This is a genomic window from Streptomyces capillispiralis (genome assembly GCF_007829875.1).
GTDB lineage: Bacteria > Actinomycetota > Actinomycetes > Streptomycetales > Streptomycetaceae > Streptomyces > Streptomyces capillispiralis.
The window spans coordinates 6,979,087-6,992,991 of record NZ_VIWV01000001.1 but is presented as its reverse complement, the minus strand read 5'-3'; the positions used below and the strand labels follow the sequence as shown (position 1 = coordinate 6,992,991).

The 13,905-nt window shown below is 71.7% G+C and carries 10 protein-coding genes and 1 pseudogene; 6 read left to right on the top strand and 5 right to left on the bottom strand.

Annotated features, from left to right (window positions below; translation table 11 throughout):
- Window positions 1-2 precede the first annotated feature (2 nt).
- Window positions 3-2,102, bottom strand: coding sequence for a TerD family protein (locus FHX78_RS30775; RefSeq protein ID WP_145870656.1), 2,100 nt, complete (start codon window positions 2,100-2,102; stop codon window positions 3-5).
- Window positions 2,103-2,736: 634 nt separating this feature from the next.
- Window positions 2,737-3,354 (bottom strand): TetR family transcriptional regulator, encoded by a 618-nt coding sequence (locus FHX78_RS30770; RefSeq protein ID WP_145870655.1) that lies wholly within the window; start codon window positions 3,352-3,354, stop codon window positions 2,737-2,739.
- Between the two features lie 153 nt (window positions 3,355-3,507).
- Between FHX78_RS30770 and FHX78_RS30765 the strand changes: the two genes are divergently transcribed.
- Together FHX78_RS30765 and FHX78_RS30760 are read left to right on the top strand one after the other, a co-directional pair.
- Complete coding sequence (locus tag FHX78_RS30765; protein WP_145870654.1) at window positions 3,508-4,368, top strand: enoyl-CoA hydratase/isomerase family protein; 861 nt, start codon at window positions 3,508-3,510, stop codon at window positions 4,366-4,368.
- A gap of 299 nt (window positions 4,369-4,667) precedes the next feature.
- Window positions 4,668-4,784: pseudogene (locus FHX78_RS30760) on the top strand (IS5/IS1182 family transposase); the annotation flags it as partial.
- Window positions 4,785-4,804: 20 nt separating this feature from the next.
- On the opposite strand, the gene FHX78_RS30755 reads toward FHX78_RS30760, so the two are convergent.
- Window positions 4,805-5,227 (bottom strand): secondary thiamine-phosphate synthase enzyme YjbQ, encoded by a 423-nt coding sequence (locus tag FHX78_RS30755; protein WP_145870653.1) that lies wholly within the window; start codon window positions 5,225-5,227, stop codon window positions 4,805-4,807.
- Window positions 5,228-5,343: 116 nt separating this feature from the next.
- On the opposite strand from FHX78_RS30755, the gene FHX78_RS30750 reads away from it, so the two are divergent.
- Window positions 5,344-6,420 (top strand): NAD(P)-binding domain-containing protein, encoded by a 1,077-nt coding sequence (locus FHX78_RS30750; RefSeq protein ID WP_145870652.1) that lies wholly within the window; start codon window positions 5,344-5,346, stop codon window positions 6,418-6,420.
- Window positions 6,421-6,445: 25 nt separating this feature from the next.
- On the opposite strand, the gene mltG is transcribed toward FHX78_RS30750, so the two are convergent.
- Both mltG and FHX78_RS30740 read right to left on the bottom strand, forming a co-directional pair.
- On the bottom strand, window positions 6,446-7,288 hold the full coding sequence (gene mltG, locus FHX78_RS30745) for an endolytic transglycosylase MltG (protein WP_145870651.1): 843 nt from the start codon (window positions 7,286-7,288) through the stop codon (window positions 6,446-6,448).
- A 43-nt stretch (window positions 7,289-7,331) separates the two neighbouring features.
- Window positions 7,332-9,134: an ABC transporter ATP-binding protein gene (locus FHX78_RS30740; RefSeq protein WP_145870650.1), complete on the bottom strand. Its 1,803-nt coding sequence runs from the start codon at window positions 9,132-9,134 to the stop codon at window positions 7,332-7,334.
- A 105-nt stretch (window positions 9,135-9,239) separates the two neighbouring features.
- Here FHX78_RS30740 and FHX78_RS30735 point away from each other — a divergent pair, with 105 nt between their 5' ends.
- The 3 genes from FHX78_RS30735 (at window position 9,240) to FHX78_RS30725 (ending at window position 13,776) form a co-directional block, all read left to right on the top strand.
- On the top strand, window positions 9,240-9,704 hold the full coding sequence (locus FHX78_RS30735) for a MarR family winged helix-turn-helix transcriptional regulator (RefSeq protein WP_145870649.1): 465 nt from the start codon (window positions 9,240-9,242) through the stop codon (window positions 9,702-9,704).
- A gap of 371 nt (window positions 9,705-10,075) precedes the next feature.
- Window positions 10,076-11,998, top strand: coding sequence for an ABC transporter ATP-binding protein (locus tag FHX78_RS30730; RefSeq protein WP_145870648.1), 1,923 nt, complete (start codon window positions 10,076-10,078; stop codon window positions 11,996-11,998).
- Complete coding sequence (locus FHX78_RS30725; protein WP_145870647.1) at window positions 11,995-13,776, top strand: ABC transporter ATP-binding protein; 1,782 nt, start codon at window positions 11,995-11,997, stop codon at window positions 13,774-13,776. Before FHX78_RS30730 ends, FHX78_RS30725 begins: the two co-directional genes overlap by 4 nt.
- Window positions 13,777-13,905: the final 129 nt, after the last annotated feature.

Sequence of the window (13,905 nt, the reverse complement as noted above, 5' to 3'; positions counted from 1 at the left end):
CTTCAGGCGGCCACCGGCTCGCCCTTGCGGGACACCGGGTGGTCCAGGTGGACGACCACGGTCGCGTAGAAGCGGTGGACGGCGTCGTCGACGCTGCGGATGAAGCCGGACTCGGCGTTCCCACGGCTGCTGCCCATGCTCTTGAGCAGGGAGAGGCGGAAGCCGGTGATCTGCGCGCCGCCCTTGGGGATCAGGTCGCCGGGCTCGGGGCGCAGGCGCTCCAGCGTCCCGCGCGGGCCCCCGGTCTCCGCGTCGGTCAGCGTCTCGATGTGCAGGTCGGCCGGGGCGTCGGCCAGCTTCCGGATGAGTCGTTTGGCCCAGGTCAGGGGGTAGCCCTGGTCCGGTGCGGCGATCTCGACGGACGTGCGCAGCTTGCCGGTCCGCAGGTCGGCGCCGAGGGTCAGGACGCCCGGGGTGCCGTCGATGCGCAGGTCCGCCTGGAGGCGGCCCTCCAGGCAGAGCTGGTCGGCCATGAGTGCGCGGCGCAGGCCGGGATCGGATCCCCGTGCGGCCCGCCGCACGGGGAGGACCTTCTGGCCGAGTTCGCCGCCGAGACCGAGGCAGACCTGACGGATGAGGCGTTCCCAGCTCTCGACCACCTCCAGGGCGCGGCCGTCGCCCTGGCACAGGGTTTCGTCGTCGATGCCCTTGCGGACGGGGACCCAGGCCGCTCCCATGTTCTGGAAGCCGTGGCAGCCGGAGTTGTCGTGCTGGATGTAGTGCAGCAGCTCCTGCAGCAGCCATGCGTGGGCGCTGTTGCCGACACCTTCGTGGCGGATGAGCATCTGGGCCTGGTGGGCGACCTCGGCCCAGGACAGGTGCCACAGGGCGACCTTGTGCTTGCGCCGCTTGTCGATCTTGACGTCGACGAGGGGGCTGCCTTCGAGGGCCACGTCGTTGGACAGGGTGATGACGGCCTCGTAGCCGCGCCGGGCCGCGATGTCCATGTACGCCTGGACCTGCTCGGACTTCAGCGCGTTGCCGTTGGTCTTCGTCTCGACCAGGGCCGTCCACAGCTTGCCGGCCCGCTCGACCCGGATGACGCCGTCGGGCCGTCGGGGGGAGTCGCCGTGCGGGAGCGCGACCTCGGTGAAGGTCTCCATGCGGCCGGCCGGCGCGCCGAAGGCGGCGGTGAGCCGGCGGCCCAGCTCGGGAACCTGGGCCATCACCGACAGCAGCACGGAGGTGGCGCGCATCTCGCGGTCACGGTCGCTCTTGACCGCCGAGACGGGGAAGAGCCGCGCCTCGTTCCAGGAGTCGTTCTCCGCCAAAGTCTTCCTGACCGTCCGGGGAAGCGTGATCTTCTTCTTGGCGGTACGGGGGCGCGGTGCCCGGGTCGCCGGTGCCGGCGGGCCGCTGGGTTCCCGCGGCGCGGGTACCGCTGGCGGCACGGCCTGCCCGGGCGCCGTGCCGGCCGGCGCGGGGGCCGACGCCTCGGCCGGCCCGCCGGCTCCGCGCGGTGCGGACGCGTCGGGGGCGGCCGGTGCTTCGCCGGTGCCCGCGGGCCTGGCGTCGTCGCCGTCACCGAGGTCCTCGCCGCCCTCGGGGACGGGGGCGTCGTCGTCGATGTCCACGCCGAAGTCCGTGGCCAGACCGGCCAGTCCCGTGGCGTAGCCCTGGCCGACCGCCCGGAACTTCCAGTCCTCCTGGCGCCGGTAGAGCTCGCCGAAGATGAAGGCGCTCACCGAACCGGCGTCGTCGATGGTGAAGCGCAGCAGGTCGTCTCCCCCGGCATCGGCCAGTTCGACCCGTAGTCCGTCCAGTTCGTCGAAGCGGGCGTCCCCGTACCGGCTGGCGGCCACCACGATGCGTTCGACGCCGGGCGGTACGGCGGTCAGGTCGAAGACGATGCGGTCCTCGCTGCCCTCGCCCGTCGGCTTCTTCCCGAGCAGTTCGACGCTTCCGTCGGCGGCCACCGGGTTGTTGTAGAAGTAGAAGTCGCCGTCCGAGCGGACACGTCCGTTCTCGCCCAGCAACAGCACGGACACGTCCGCATCGCCCTCACCGGACTGGCTCGCCCACTGGAGGCTCACGATCACGGAGCCGGTGTTCTCGCTCAGGGCCGCCAACGCGACGTTGGCGCCTTTGACCATCTCGTACATGCATTCCCCCACATATTCCTGGCGGTGGTGTCCCGAAGTCCCTTCGCCGCACCGCGCGGCAGTTCTCGCCACAGCCGACCCACGTCAGGAGTGCGAAACCGTCACGAGCAGCGCGGCGCGCGTCACCGCGCCATGGGAGTCCTGCCAACGGGCCTGCTCCGCCGGTCGGTCCGACACCGTGCCGGGCCGCGCACGTCGACCGGCGACTGCGCGGCCCGCTCGGCCGAGTGCTCCACAGGGACCCGTCCCGGGGTGGGCGTCGGCCGGGCGGGCGGTGGATTGAGGCGGTACGTCATGCGGATCTGCTCCCCGAGTGCCGCGGCACCCGGGAGAGCCGCCTGTCGCGGCGGGCCTCCCGGGGCCAGAGCTGTGTGTCGGGGGTACGACTTCCGCGCGGTGAGTGTGGTTGTAGGAAACGACCCGATTCACCCGATCGAGTTATCCCGACGCCGTCCGCCGACGCCCGGGGCCGGGGCGTGCCTCGGCGGTCCCGGTCAGTCCAGGAAGCTCAACCGCACCCGGCGGTCGGGGTTGTCCTTGTCCGTGTCCGCCGAACTCCGTCAAGAGGTCGCGCAGATAGGCGCTGTGGGGGCCTCGTCGGCCGCGCACCACTCCTTTCGGCTGCCTCGGCCCTTTACGACGGAGCGTCCGTCTGCCGGCGTGCCGGGGCCGAGAAGGCGGCGAACGCAGCGTCGAGCAGTTCGCCGAGGTCCTCTACGCCGCCGCTCGCACTCCATTGCCCGAGGACGATCCACAGGCATTCGAGCGCCGCCGCTACGCGAACGTTGGCGATGAGCGATGACCCGTCGGTCGAAGAGGTTGTCTTCTGCAGTCGGGCGACGATCCCTGGTCGCCATTCAGCCTGCTTCTCGCGGAGGCGTGCACACAGGGCCGGGGTCTGCTCGATGAGGTCGAGGATCGTCACGAGTTCCTGGACGTCGCGCACGAGGAACGTCACGGCTGACTCCAGGGCGTTGCGCAGCCTGCTCCAGTCGTCCTGGTTGGCCCGGTCGGCATCGAGCGCGTCAGCGATGACGTCACCGACAGGGTCGAAGACGAACAGGACCACGTCTTCCTTGGTGCCGAAGTAGCGCAGGAAGGTGCTCCGCGACACTCCGGCGGCTTCGGAGAGGTCGGCGAAGGTGACCTGGTCGAAGCCGGTGAGGCAGAACCGGTTGAACGCCACGCGGGCCAGTTCTGCTCGCACCGCGTGGCGGCTGATCTCACGGGTACCGACTGGCGCTGCGCTCATGGGGACGAGTGTACTCCGACACACTCGTTTGCTTCTTTGGATACAAGATTCTAACTTGATACTCAGTGTCAGACACGACGCCGAGATTCGCGACGCTGTCCCCAGTCGGCGGCCCGGTCGTGGGCCGTCCCTTACCGCGAAATGAGCCACCTCATGAGCTACGACGACCTTCCCGCCCTGACGATCGACGTCTCGGACGGGGTCGCGACGGTGACAATCGATCACCCGCCGCTCAATCTGATGGACGCGGTCCTCCTGCCGTCACTCCGGGCATTCGTCGCGCGTGTGCGGGACGACGCCGACGTCCGCGTCATTGTCTTCGAGAGCGCTGACCCGGAGTTCTTCGTTGCGCACGGTGACATGGCCTACCTCACCGACCCTGACGCGCTGCCTGCGGCCACTCGCGCTGCGATCGCGGCCGTGCCGGGCTCGACCGTCCCGGAAGGCCTGAACATCCTCCAGGCGATGAGCGAAGAGGTCCGCTCGCTGCCGCAGGTCACCATCGGCAAGCTGGCGGGCTTCGCGCGCGGCGCGGGCAACGAGTTCTTCATGTGCCTGGACATGCGATTCGCGGCGATCGGCAAGTCGGGACAGGGGCAGCCGGAGTCCTTGATGGGGATCCTGCCCGGAGGCGGCGGCACGGTGAACATGACGCGCCTGGCAGGCAGGGCCCGCACACTGGAGCTCATCCTCGGCGCCGAACTCGTGGGCGCGGAGCTCGCGGAACGGTACGGCCTGATCAACCGTGCCCTGCCCGCCGCAGAACTCGATTCCTTCGTCGACACCCTCGCCCGACGGATCGCCGGCCTCCGGCCGGAGGTGATCCCCATTACGAAGGCTGCGGTCGACGCGGTCGCGCAGCCGATTCCGCGTGCGGCGTACGCCGTTGAGAACGAGGGCCTGTTCGCGGCGTTCGGCGATGAGGTCACCGAGCTCGCCCAAAGGCTGCTCGCCGCTGGTATCCAGACCCGCGAGGGCGAACGGGACCACGAGCGCATCGCCAACAGCATCTGAGTGCCCAAGCTCTCGCCATCCGTGCGCAGAGACTCCGTGGGAAGAGTTCCTCAGCCATTGCCGGCACGCGTGTTGTCGAGTGGTCAGTTCGACCACCCTGGTTCGCCGGGCCTGTCGGGAACACGACCGGCTGAAGCGCCGGAAACGGCGGGCAGGGGAGTGGACGGCGCAAGGAGCCGTGAGCTCGACAACGCTGTTTGGCCGCGTGGACAGGCGCGGTGGGGAAGGTAGGCGGCCGAGCGGGCACAGGTCCCGTTGATCATGGAGTTGCCAACGCTCTGTGATCACCGAACAGACCTGTGCCTGCGCTTCCATCATGGCTGACCGAGCCGCTACGGGACCGATGCGCAGTCCTGCTGCCCGAGCGGCCGGAACACCACCCGGACCATCCACTTGGCCGCCACCGCCGACGCATACAGTGACGTCGGACCCGGCACTATCCGAGGAACGACAACCGCACCCGGCGGTCGGGGTTGTCCTTGTTCGTGTCGACCAGGCAGACCGACTGCCAGGTGCCCAGTTCCAGCCGTCCGGCCACGACCGGGAGGGTCGCGTGGGGCGGGACGAAGGCGGGCAGGACGTGGTCGCGGCCGTGGCCCGGGCTGCCGTGCCGGTGCTGCCAGCGGTCGTCGGCGGGCAGCATCGTGTGCAGGGCGGACAGCAGGTCGTCGTCGCTGCCCGCGCCGGTCTCGATGACGGCGATTCCGGCCGTGGCGTGCGGCACGAAGACGTTCAGCAGGCCGTCGCGGCCGCCCGCGGCCTGACGGAGGAAGGACTCGCAGTCGCCGGTGATGTCGACGACCCTCTCGTCGGAGCCGGTGGTGACGGTGAGGACTCGGGTGGTGAAGGCATCGGACATGGGTTCCATCCTGGCCCATCGGCCGTGCTTCGTACGGGAGCACGGGCGGGAATGGCCGCAACGGGGGGAGATCCACGGCCGGGAAGATCCCTCACTCCCGCCCTGTTGGTAGAAGCGTGAACAACATGCGCGAGGTCGAGGTGGTCGTCATAGGCGCCGGGCAGGCCGGACTGTCCGCCGCCCATCACCTGCGGCGGACCGGGTTCGAGCCGGAGAGCGACTTCGTGGTGCTGGACCACTCCCCCGGCCCCGGCGGCGCCTGGCAGTTCCGGTGGCCCTCGCTGACGTACGGCAAGGTGCACGGGATGCACGCGCTGCCCGGCATGGAACTCACCGGCGCCGATCCGGCGCGGGCCTCCTCCGAGGTGATCAGCGAGTACTTCGACCGCTACGAGCGGACCTTCGACCTGCGGGTACGGCGTCCGGTGGACGTGCGGGCCGTGCGGGAGGGGACCGACGGGCGGCTCCTGGTGGAGACCTCGGACGGCACCTGGGCGACCCGGGCGCTGATCAACGCCACCGGCACCTGGGACCGGCCGTTCTGGCCGCGCTATCCGGGCCAGGAGACCTTCCGGGGGCGGCAGATCCACACCGCGCGGTACCCGGGGCCCGAGGCGTTCGCCGGGCAGCGGGTGGTCGTGGTGGGCGGCGGCGCCTCGGGCACCCAGCACCTGCTGGAGATCGCTCCGTACGCGGCGGCCACGACCTGGGTGACCCGGCGGCCCCCGGTGTTCCGTGAGGGGCCCTTCGACGAGGAGGCGGGGCGGGAGGCCGTGGCGCTCGTGGAGGAGCGGGTGCGGCAGGGGCTGCCGCCGCGCAGTGTGGTCTCGGTGACCGGGCTGCCGCTGAACGACGCGGTCCGGCAGGGGCTGGCGGACGGCGTGCTCGACCGGCAGCCCATGTTCGACCGGATCACGCCCGACGGTGTGGAGTGGGCGGACGGGCGGAGGGTGCGGGCCGACGTCATCCTGTGGGCCACCGGTTTCCGGCCCGCCGTCGAGCACCTCGCACCGCTGCGGCTGCGGGAGCCGGGGGGCGGCATCCGGGTCGAGGGCACGCGGGCGGTCGCCGACCCCCGCGTCCACCTCGTCGGTTACGGCCCCTCCGCCAGCACCATCGGCGCCAACCGGGCGGGTCGTGCGGCGGTGCGGGACATCAGGCGGCTGCTGGCGGGCGAGCCGGTAGCGGCCTGACCCGGGGCCGGAACCGCCGGCTCGCTCACTTCTTCGGCTCTCCGGCCGTCTGCTTCCGCCGGGTGTCGGCCTCGGCGACGTTGCGCTGGTGTTCCGCGTAGTCGGCCGTGAAGCGGGTGTCGCCCGGCTTCACCGTGACGAAGTACAGCCAGTCGCCCGGGGTCGGGGTGATCGCGGCGCGCACCGCGTCCTCGCCGGGATTGTCGATCGGGGTCGGCGGCAGTCCCATGCGCGCGTAGGAGTTGTACGGGCTGTCGGACTCGGTGCCGGCCTCGGTCGTGCGCGGTGTGCGGCCCAGGGCGTAGTGGACGGTGGAATCCATCTGGAGCGGCATGCCGCGCTCCAGCCGGTTGAAGATCACCCGGGCCACCTTGCCCATGTCGGTCCTGGTGGACGCCTCCGCCTGGACGATGCTCGCGACGGTGACCGCCTGGTAGACGTTCATCGCGTTGCGCTGCGCGCCGGCGGCGATGGGGGCCCCGTTGAACTTCTGGTTGGCGGTGTCGACCATCCGGGACAGCAGTTGCTCGGGGGTGGCCTTCTCGTCCAGGGGATACGTCGTCGGGAAGAGGTAGCCCTCCGGGTTGCCCCCGGCCTCGTTCGGCAGTTTCAGGTTCGCCTTGCCCAGGGACTTCTTCGCGGTGCCGGCGGGCAGCGCGAGGACCTTGTCGACGGCGGCGTACACCTGGCTCGCCCGCCACCCCTCCGGTACCACCAGGGTGGAGGGGCGGTCCTCGCCGTCGCCGCCCATGATCAGCAGCGGCACCGCCACGGCGGTGCCGGCCACGACGGCCCCGAGCGCCGCGAGGGCGAAGCGGCCCCGGCGGGTCAGTCGGATCGTGCTCCGTGACGGAATGTTCGTCTGCATGCGGGCACGGTAACCCGCATACCGTCACAAACCCGGCATATCTTCATTTTGTCGGCTCCAGTCGGGCGTCCCGTCGCACCAGGGAGGCGTAGCGCCCGCCGCGCCCCAACAGCTCCTCGTGGGTGCCCCGTTCGACCGCGCGGCCGGCGTCGAGGACCACGATCTGGTCGGCACTCCGAACGGTGGACAGCCGGTGGGCGATGGTGACCGTGGTGCGGTCGGCCGAGAGCGCGTCGATGGCCTCCTGGACGGCGGCCTCGGTCCGGGTGTCCAGGGCACTGGTGGCCTCGTCGAGCACCAGGACCGGCGGGTCGCGCAGGATGGTGCGGGCGATCGCCAGCCGCTGCTTCTCACCGCCGGAGAAGCGGTGGCCGCGCTCGCCGACCACCGTGTCGTACCCGTCGGGCAGGGCGGCGATGTGGTCGTGGATCTGCGCCGCCCGCGCCGCCGCGTGCAGCTCCTCGTCGGTGGCGTCGGGCTTGGCGAAGCGCAGGTTGTCGGCGACCGTGGCGTGGAAGAGGTACGTCTCCTGGGAGACGACGCCGATCGCACGGGCCAGCGTGTCGAAGTCGAGGTCGCGGACGTCGACCCCGTCGAGGGTGACCCGGCCGCCGGTGACGTCGTAGAGGCGCGGAACCAGGTGGCCCAGGGTGGACTTCCCGGCTCCGGTGGGTCCGACGACGGCGAGGCTGCCGCCCGGCGGGACGGTGATGTCGATGCCGTCGAGGACGGGGCCGCTCTTGGCGTCGTAGCCGAAGGTCACGTTCTCGAAGCGGACCTCGCCCTTGATCCGGTCCAGGCGCACCGGGTCCGCGCGTTCGGTGATGTCGATCGGCAGGTCCAGGTACTCGAAGATGCGCTGGAAGAGCGCGAGCGAGGTCTGGATCTGGACGCCGGTGGACAGCAGGCTCACGGCCGGGCGGAACAGGCCCTGCTGGAGCGAGACGAAGGCGACGATGGTGCCGATGGAGACCTCGGGACCGCCCGTCTGCAGGGCCATGCCGGCCGTCCAGTAGATGACGGCCGGCATGGCGGCCATGACGATCGTGATGACCGCCATGCGCCAGCGGCCCGCCATGTTCGAGCGCACCTCCAGGTCGACCAGACGCTCGGACTCGTCGGCGAAGGCGCCGGTCAGGGAGTCGGAGCGGCCCATGGTGCGGCCGAGCAGGATGCCGCTGACCGAGAGCGACTCGGTGACGGTGGCGGCCATGGCGGCCATCTGCTTCTGGCGCTGGGTGGTGATCTTCTTGCGCTCGTTGCCCACGCGGCGGCTGACCCAGACGAACACGGGCAGCAGGACCAGCGACACGACGGTCAGCCGCCAGTCGAGCGCGAGCATCGCCACGACAGTGGCGACCACGCTCGTGAGGTTGGAGACCAGGGAGGTCGCCGTCGAGGTCACGGTGGCCTGCATGCCGCCGATGTCGTTGGCGATGCGGGACTGGACCTCGCCGGTGCGGGTGCGGGTGAAGAAGGCGAGCGACATGCGCTGGAGCCGACCGTAGACGGCGGTGCGCAGGTCGTGCATGACGCGCTGGCCGACGGTCGTCGAGATCAGGGTCTGCAGCACACCGAAGACACTGGTGAGGACGGCGCTGAGGATCATGCCGAGCGCGAGCAGGCTGAGCAGCCCGGTGCGGCCCTCGGGGATCGCGACGTCGAGGATCGCCTTCAGCAGGAACGGTGTGGCGACCGAGACCAGCGACGCGGCTCCGACGAGCAGGCCGACGATCGCGAGGCGGCCGCGGTAGGGGCGGAAGAGCTTCAGGATGCGCCGCACCTGCCGCGGTTGTTCCTTCGCGGGGGTGGGCGGGATCCAGTCGGGTTGGTGGTACGGGTGCATGGTCTCCTTCGGAACGGATACCCCGGGCGGTGACCCGAGGGCGAGCGGAGCCTAGCTCATTGTTACCTATACTCACAATGAACGGCATCCTGATATTGTTCCCGTATGACCGCCCCCGATCCCGACGGCCTGCTGGCCGAGCAGTTGCTTCGGCTCACGCGCCGGGTGCATCGCATCCAGAAGCGCCATCTGGAGCGGCGCGAGCTCGGTATCACGCCCGCTCAGTCACGGCTGCTGCGCACGCTGACGCACTACGGCTCGCCGCCCCGGATGGCCGATCTGGCGGAGCGGCTCGAGGTGGTCCCCCGGGCCGTGACCACCCTGGTCGACGGGCTGGAGGCGAACGGCAAGGTGCGGCGGGTGCCGGATCCCGCCAATCGGCGGGTCATCCGGATCGAGCTCACCGACGACGGACGCGCGGCCCTGCGGGAACTGCGCACCGCGCGCCGCTCCGCCGCGGAGGAGATCCTGGCCCCGCTGGGGGACGAACAGCGCGCGGTCCTGGGCGATTTGCTGAACAGCCTGGTCGACGGGGCGGCCGCCACACCGTGCGGTGAGAATCCCGGGTGACCGGTGTGAGGTGACGAGGGGCCGGTGTGAGTGACGAGGGGCCGGAGTGAGGTTGCGGGAACCGGTCCGGGGCTCCGGGGGACATGCCTGAGGCTTCCGGTCACCGGTGCGGGGTTCCGGGTGACTCGTGTGAGGTGACGTACCGGTGGCCGGTGCCGCCGGTTTCGTTCGGTGCCGGGGAAAACCGTTTGCCTCCCTCTGCGTGGCGGCGTCAACCTGTCACGGTTTGCTGATTCCGTCCGCGGACGGCCCGCAGGCATGCCCTCAGTCCCCTCCTCCCCCCTTCTCCCGCGCTCTCGCCGCAGCCTCCCTGGTCCGCCCGTCCGCCATCCCTGATCCGCTGATCCGCTGATCCGAGCCACTGGGACGCCATGCAGATTCAAGACCTTCCGTACCCCGACCCGGGCGTGCCCGACGCCCGCTCGGGTCCCCGCTTCCTGTGGTGGCTCTTCCGCAACCAACTGTCCGGACAGCTCAAGTCGTTGGCGTGGGGCCTGCTGCACTTCGCCTCCGTCGCCTCACTGCCGTTCTGCGTCGGTGTCGCCGTCCAGGCCGCCGTCGACCGCTCCGGCGGCCGGCTCGCACTGGCCGGCGGCCTGCTGGCGCTGGCCTGCGTCGGCAACGCGGTCGGCGACGGCTTCCTGCACCGCGCCGCCGTCACCAACTGGATCACCGCCGCCGCCCGCGTCCAGCAACTGCTGGCCCGCAAGGCCGCGACGCTGGGCTCCGCGCTGACCCGGCGGGTGGCCGCCGGCGAGGTCGTGGCCGTCTCCACCGGAGACGTCGAGAAGATCGGCTGGTTCGTCGAGGCCCTGTCGCGGTTCACCGCCGCCGCGATCACCATCGTGCTGGTCTGCGTCGGCCTGGTCGTCTACCAGCCCGCGCTCGGGGTCGTCGTCGCCACGGGCCTGCCCGTGCTCGCCATCGCGGTGCTGCCCCTGCTGCCCCGGGCCACCCGGCGGGCCGACACGCAGCGCGAGAAGGCCGGACGGGCCACCGAACTCGCCTCGGACACCGTCGCCGGACTGCGCGTGCTGCGCGGCATCGGTGGCGAGGAGCTGTTCCTCGACCGCTACCGCCGCGCCTCCCAGGAGGTCCGCCACGCCGCCGTGCGCAGCGCGCGGATGTGGGCCCTGATCGCCGCCATCCAGGTGCTGCTGCCGGGCCTCCTGCTGATCACGGTGGTCTGGTACGGCGTCCACCTCGCCCGCGAGGGCCGGATCACCGTCGGTGAACTGGTCACCGTCTACAGCTCGGTGATGGTGCTGGGGTACCCCCTGCGTCACTTCGAGGAGATCGCCATGGCGTACTCCTTCTCGCGCCCGTCCGCCAAACGGGCCGCGCGCGTGCTGTCGCTGGACCGGAACACCGACGCCGCTGGCGCACGTGACGCCGAGGCCCCGACCGGTGACCTGTACGACCCGGCGACGGGTCTGCTCGCCCCCGCGGGCCTGCTCACCGCCGTGGTCTGCGGTGATCCGGACGCGGCGGGGCGGCTGGCCGAACGGCTCGGCGGGCACGCCGCGCACGAGGGCCCCTCGGTGCTGCTCGGCGGGGTGCCCCTGGACGAACTGCCCCTGGACTCCGCCCGCGGCGCCGTCCTCGTGCAGGACAAGGATCCGGTGTTGCTCTCGGGCACCCTGCGCGAACTGCTCGACGTGCCCGCCTCCGGAGCGGTCGACCCGCGCGACGCGCTGGACGCGGCACAGTGCGGGGACGTACTGGCGGCACTGGTACAGGTCGCACTGGACACCGACGACCCGATGGACGCCCGGATCACCGAACGCGGGCGGTCCCTGTCCGGCGGCCAGCGCCAGCGGCTCGCGCTGGCCCGGTCGCTGGTCACCGATCCCGAGGTGCTCGTCCTGGACGAGCCGACCTCCGCCGTCGACTCGCACACCGAGGCCCGTGTCGCCGGGGGCGTGCGCGCGTTGCGGGCACGGCGCACCACGGTGGTGTTCACCTCCTCGCCCCTGCTGCTGGACCGCGCCGACCGGGTGGTGTTCCTGGACGGCGACACCGTCGCGGCGGTCGGCGGCCATCGCGAACTGGTGCGCACCGAGCCCCGGTACCGGGCCGTGGTGACACGCGAGACCGAGGACGAGGCGGCGTCGCCGACCGAGGTACCGGACGCGGACGGCGCACTGCGCGGAAGCAAGACCCTGAACGACGACGGCGCACTGCGCGCGAGCAAGGCCCTGGACGACGGCGCACTGCGCGACGACGAGGTCCTGCACCGCCTGGACGAGTTGGAAGACCTGGAAGAGCTGGAAGAGATCGAGGAGACAGCATGATCGGCGTGGCGCCACCGGCGTACGACCCGGCGGCCCCGACCGCGGCCAGCACCCTGCCCGTGGGCGCGCCCGCGACCGTGCGTGCCTACGTGGGGGAGCTGCTGCGGCGGCACCGCCGGGCCTTCCTGCTGCTGATCACGGTGAACACCATCGCCGTGGTCGCCTCGATGGTGGGCCCGCACCTGCTGGGCGGGCTGGTGGAACGGGTCTCGGAGAAGGAGCGTGAGCTGCACCTGGGGCTCACCGCCGTACTGTTCCTGCTCGCGCTGGGCGTCCAGGCGGCGTTCGTCCGGCAGGTGCGGCTGCGCGGGGCGATGCTCGGCGAGCGGATGCTGGCCGATCTGCGCGAGGACTTCCTGGTGCGGTCGGTCGGGCTGCCGCCGGGCGTCCTGGAGCGGGCGGGCACGGGCGACCTGCTGTCGCGGATCACCACCGACATCGACCGGCTCGGCAACGCGATGCGCGAGGCCGTGCCGCAGCTGGCCATCGGCATGGTGTGGGTGGTGCTGCTGATGGGCGGGCTGGTCGTCACGGCGCCGGAGCTGGCGGCGGCCGTGCTGGTAGCGGTGCCGCTGCTGGTCGTCGGCTGCCGCTGGTACTTCCGGCGGGCGCCCTCCGCCTACCGCTCGGAGGCCGCCGGGTACGCCGCCGTGGCCGCCGCGCTCGCCGAGACGGTGGACGCGGGGCGGACCGTGGAGGCACACCGCCTCGGCGCGCGTCGCGTGGCCCTGTCGGACCAGCGGGTCAGGGAGTGGACGGCCTGGGAGCGCTACACGCTCTGGCTGCGGTCGGTCCTCATCCCCGTCGTGGACATCACCCACGTCACCGTGCTCGGCTCGGTGCTGATGATCGGCGGTGTGTTCGTCCTGGAGGGCTGGATCGGAGTCGGCCAGCTGACGACGGGTGCGCTGATCGCCCAGATGCTCGTCGACCCGGTGGGACTGATCCTGCGCTGGTACGACGAGTTGCAGGTGGCGCAGGTGTCGCTGGCCCGGCTGGTCGGGGTCCGGGACATCGAGCCCGACGCCGGAGACGCCGGTCTGACCCCCGACGGGCGTCGGGTGCACGCGGACCAGGTGCACTTCGGCTACCAGGAGGGCGTCGACGTCCTGCGCAAGGTGTCCCTCGAGGTCGCCCCCGGGACCCGGCTGGCGCTGGTCGGCCCCTCGGGCGCGGGCAAGTCCACCCTGGGCCGGCTGCTCGCCGGGATCTACGCGCCCCGGGACGGCCGCGTCACCCTCGGCGACGCCGAGCTGTCGCGGATGACGGCGGAACGGGTCCGGTCGCACGTGGCCCTGGTCAACCAGGAGCACCACGTCTTCGTGGGCTCCCTGCGCGACAATCTGCGGCTCGCCCGGACGAACGCCGAGGACGCGGAGCTGTGGGCGGCGCTCGGGGCGGTCGACGCGGACGGCTGGGCCCGCGCACTCGACGACGGCCTCGACACCGAGGTCGGGTCCGGCGGGTTCGCCCTCACCCCGGCCCAGGCGCAGCAGATCGCGCTGGCCCGGCTGGTGCTGGCCGACCCGCACACGCTGGTCCTGGACGAAGCGACCTCGCTGCTCGACCCGCGTGCGGCCCGTCACCTGGAACGCTCCCTGGCGCGTGTCCTGGACGGCCGGACCGTCGTCGCCATCGCCCACCGTCTGCACACCGCCCACGACGCGGACGTCATCGCCGTCGTGGAGAACGGCCGCATCAGCGAACTCGGCAGCCATGACGAGCTGGTCGCGGCGGGCGGGGCGTACGCGGCACTGTGGCGGTCCTGGCACGGGTGAGCCCGGGGTGGGTCCGGCCGTTCCCGCCGCCGTTCGGGAGGCGGGGGCGGTCGGCCGCTCCCCCGTCGGGCACGTCGCCCCCGCGCGGCCCCCGCGCCGCCCCTGCGCGGCCCCGCCGGCTGCCGCCCG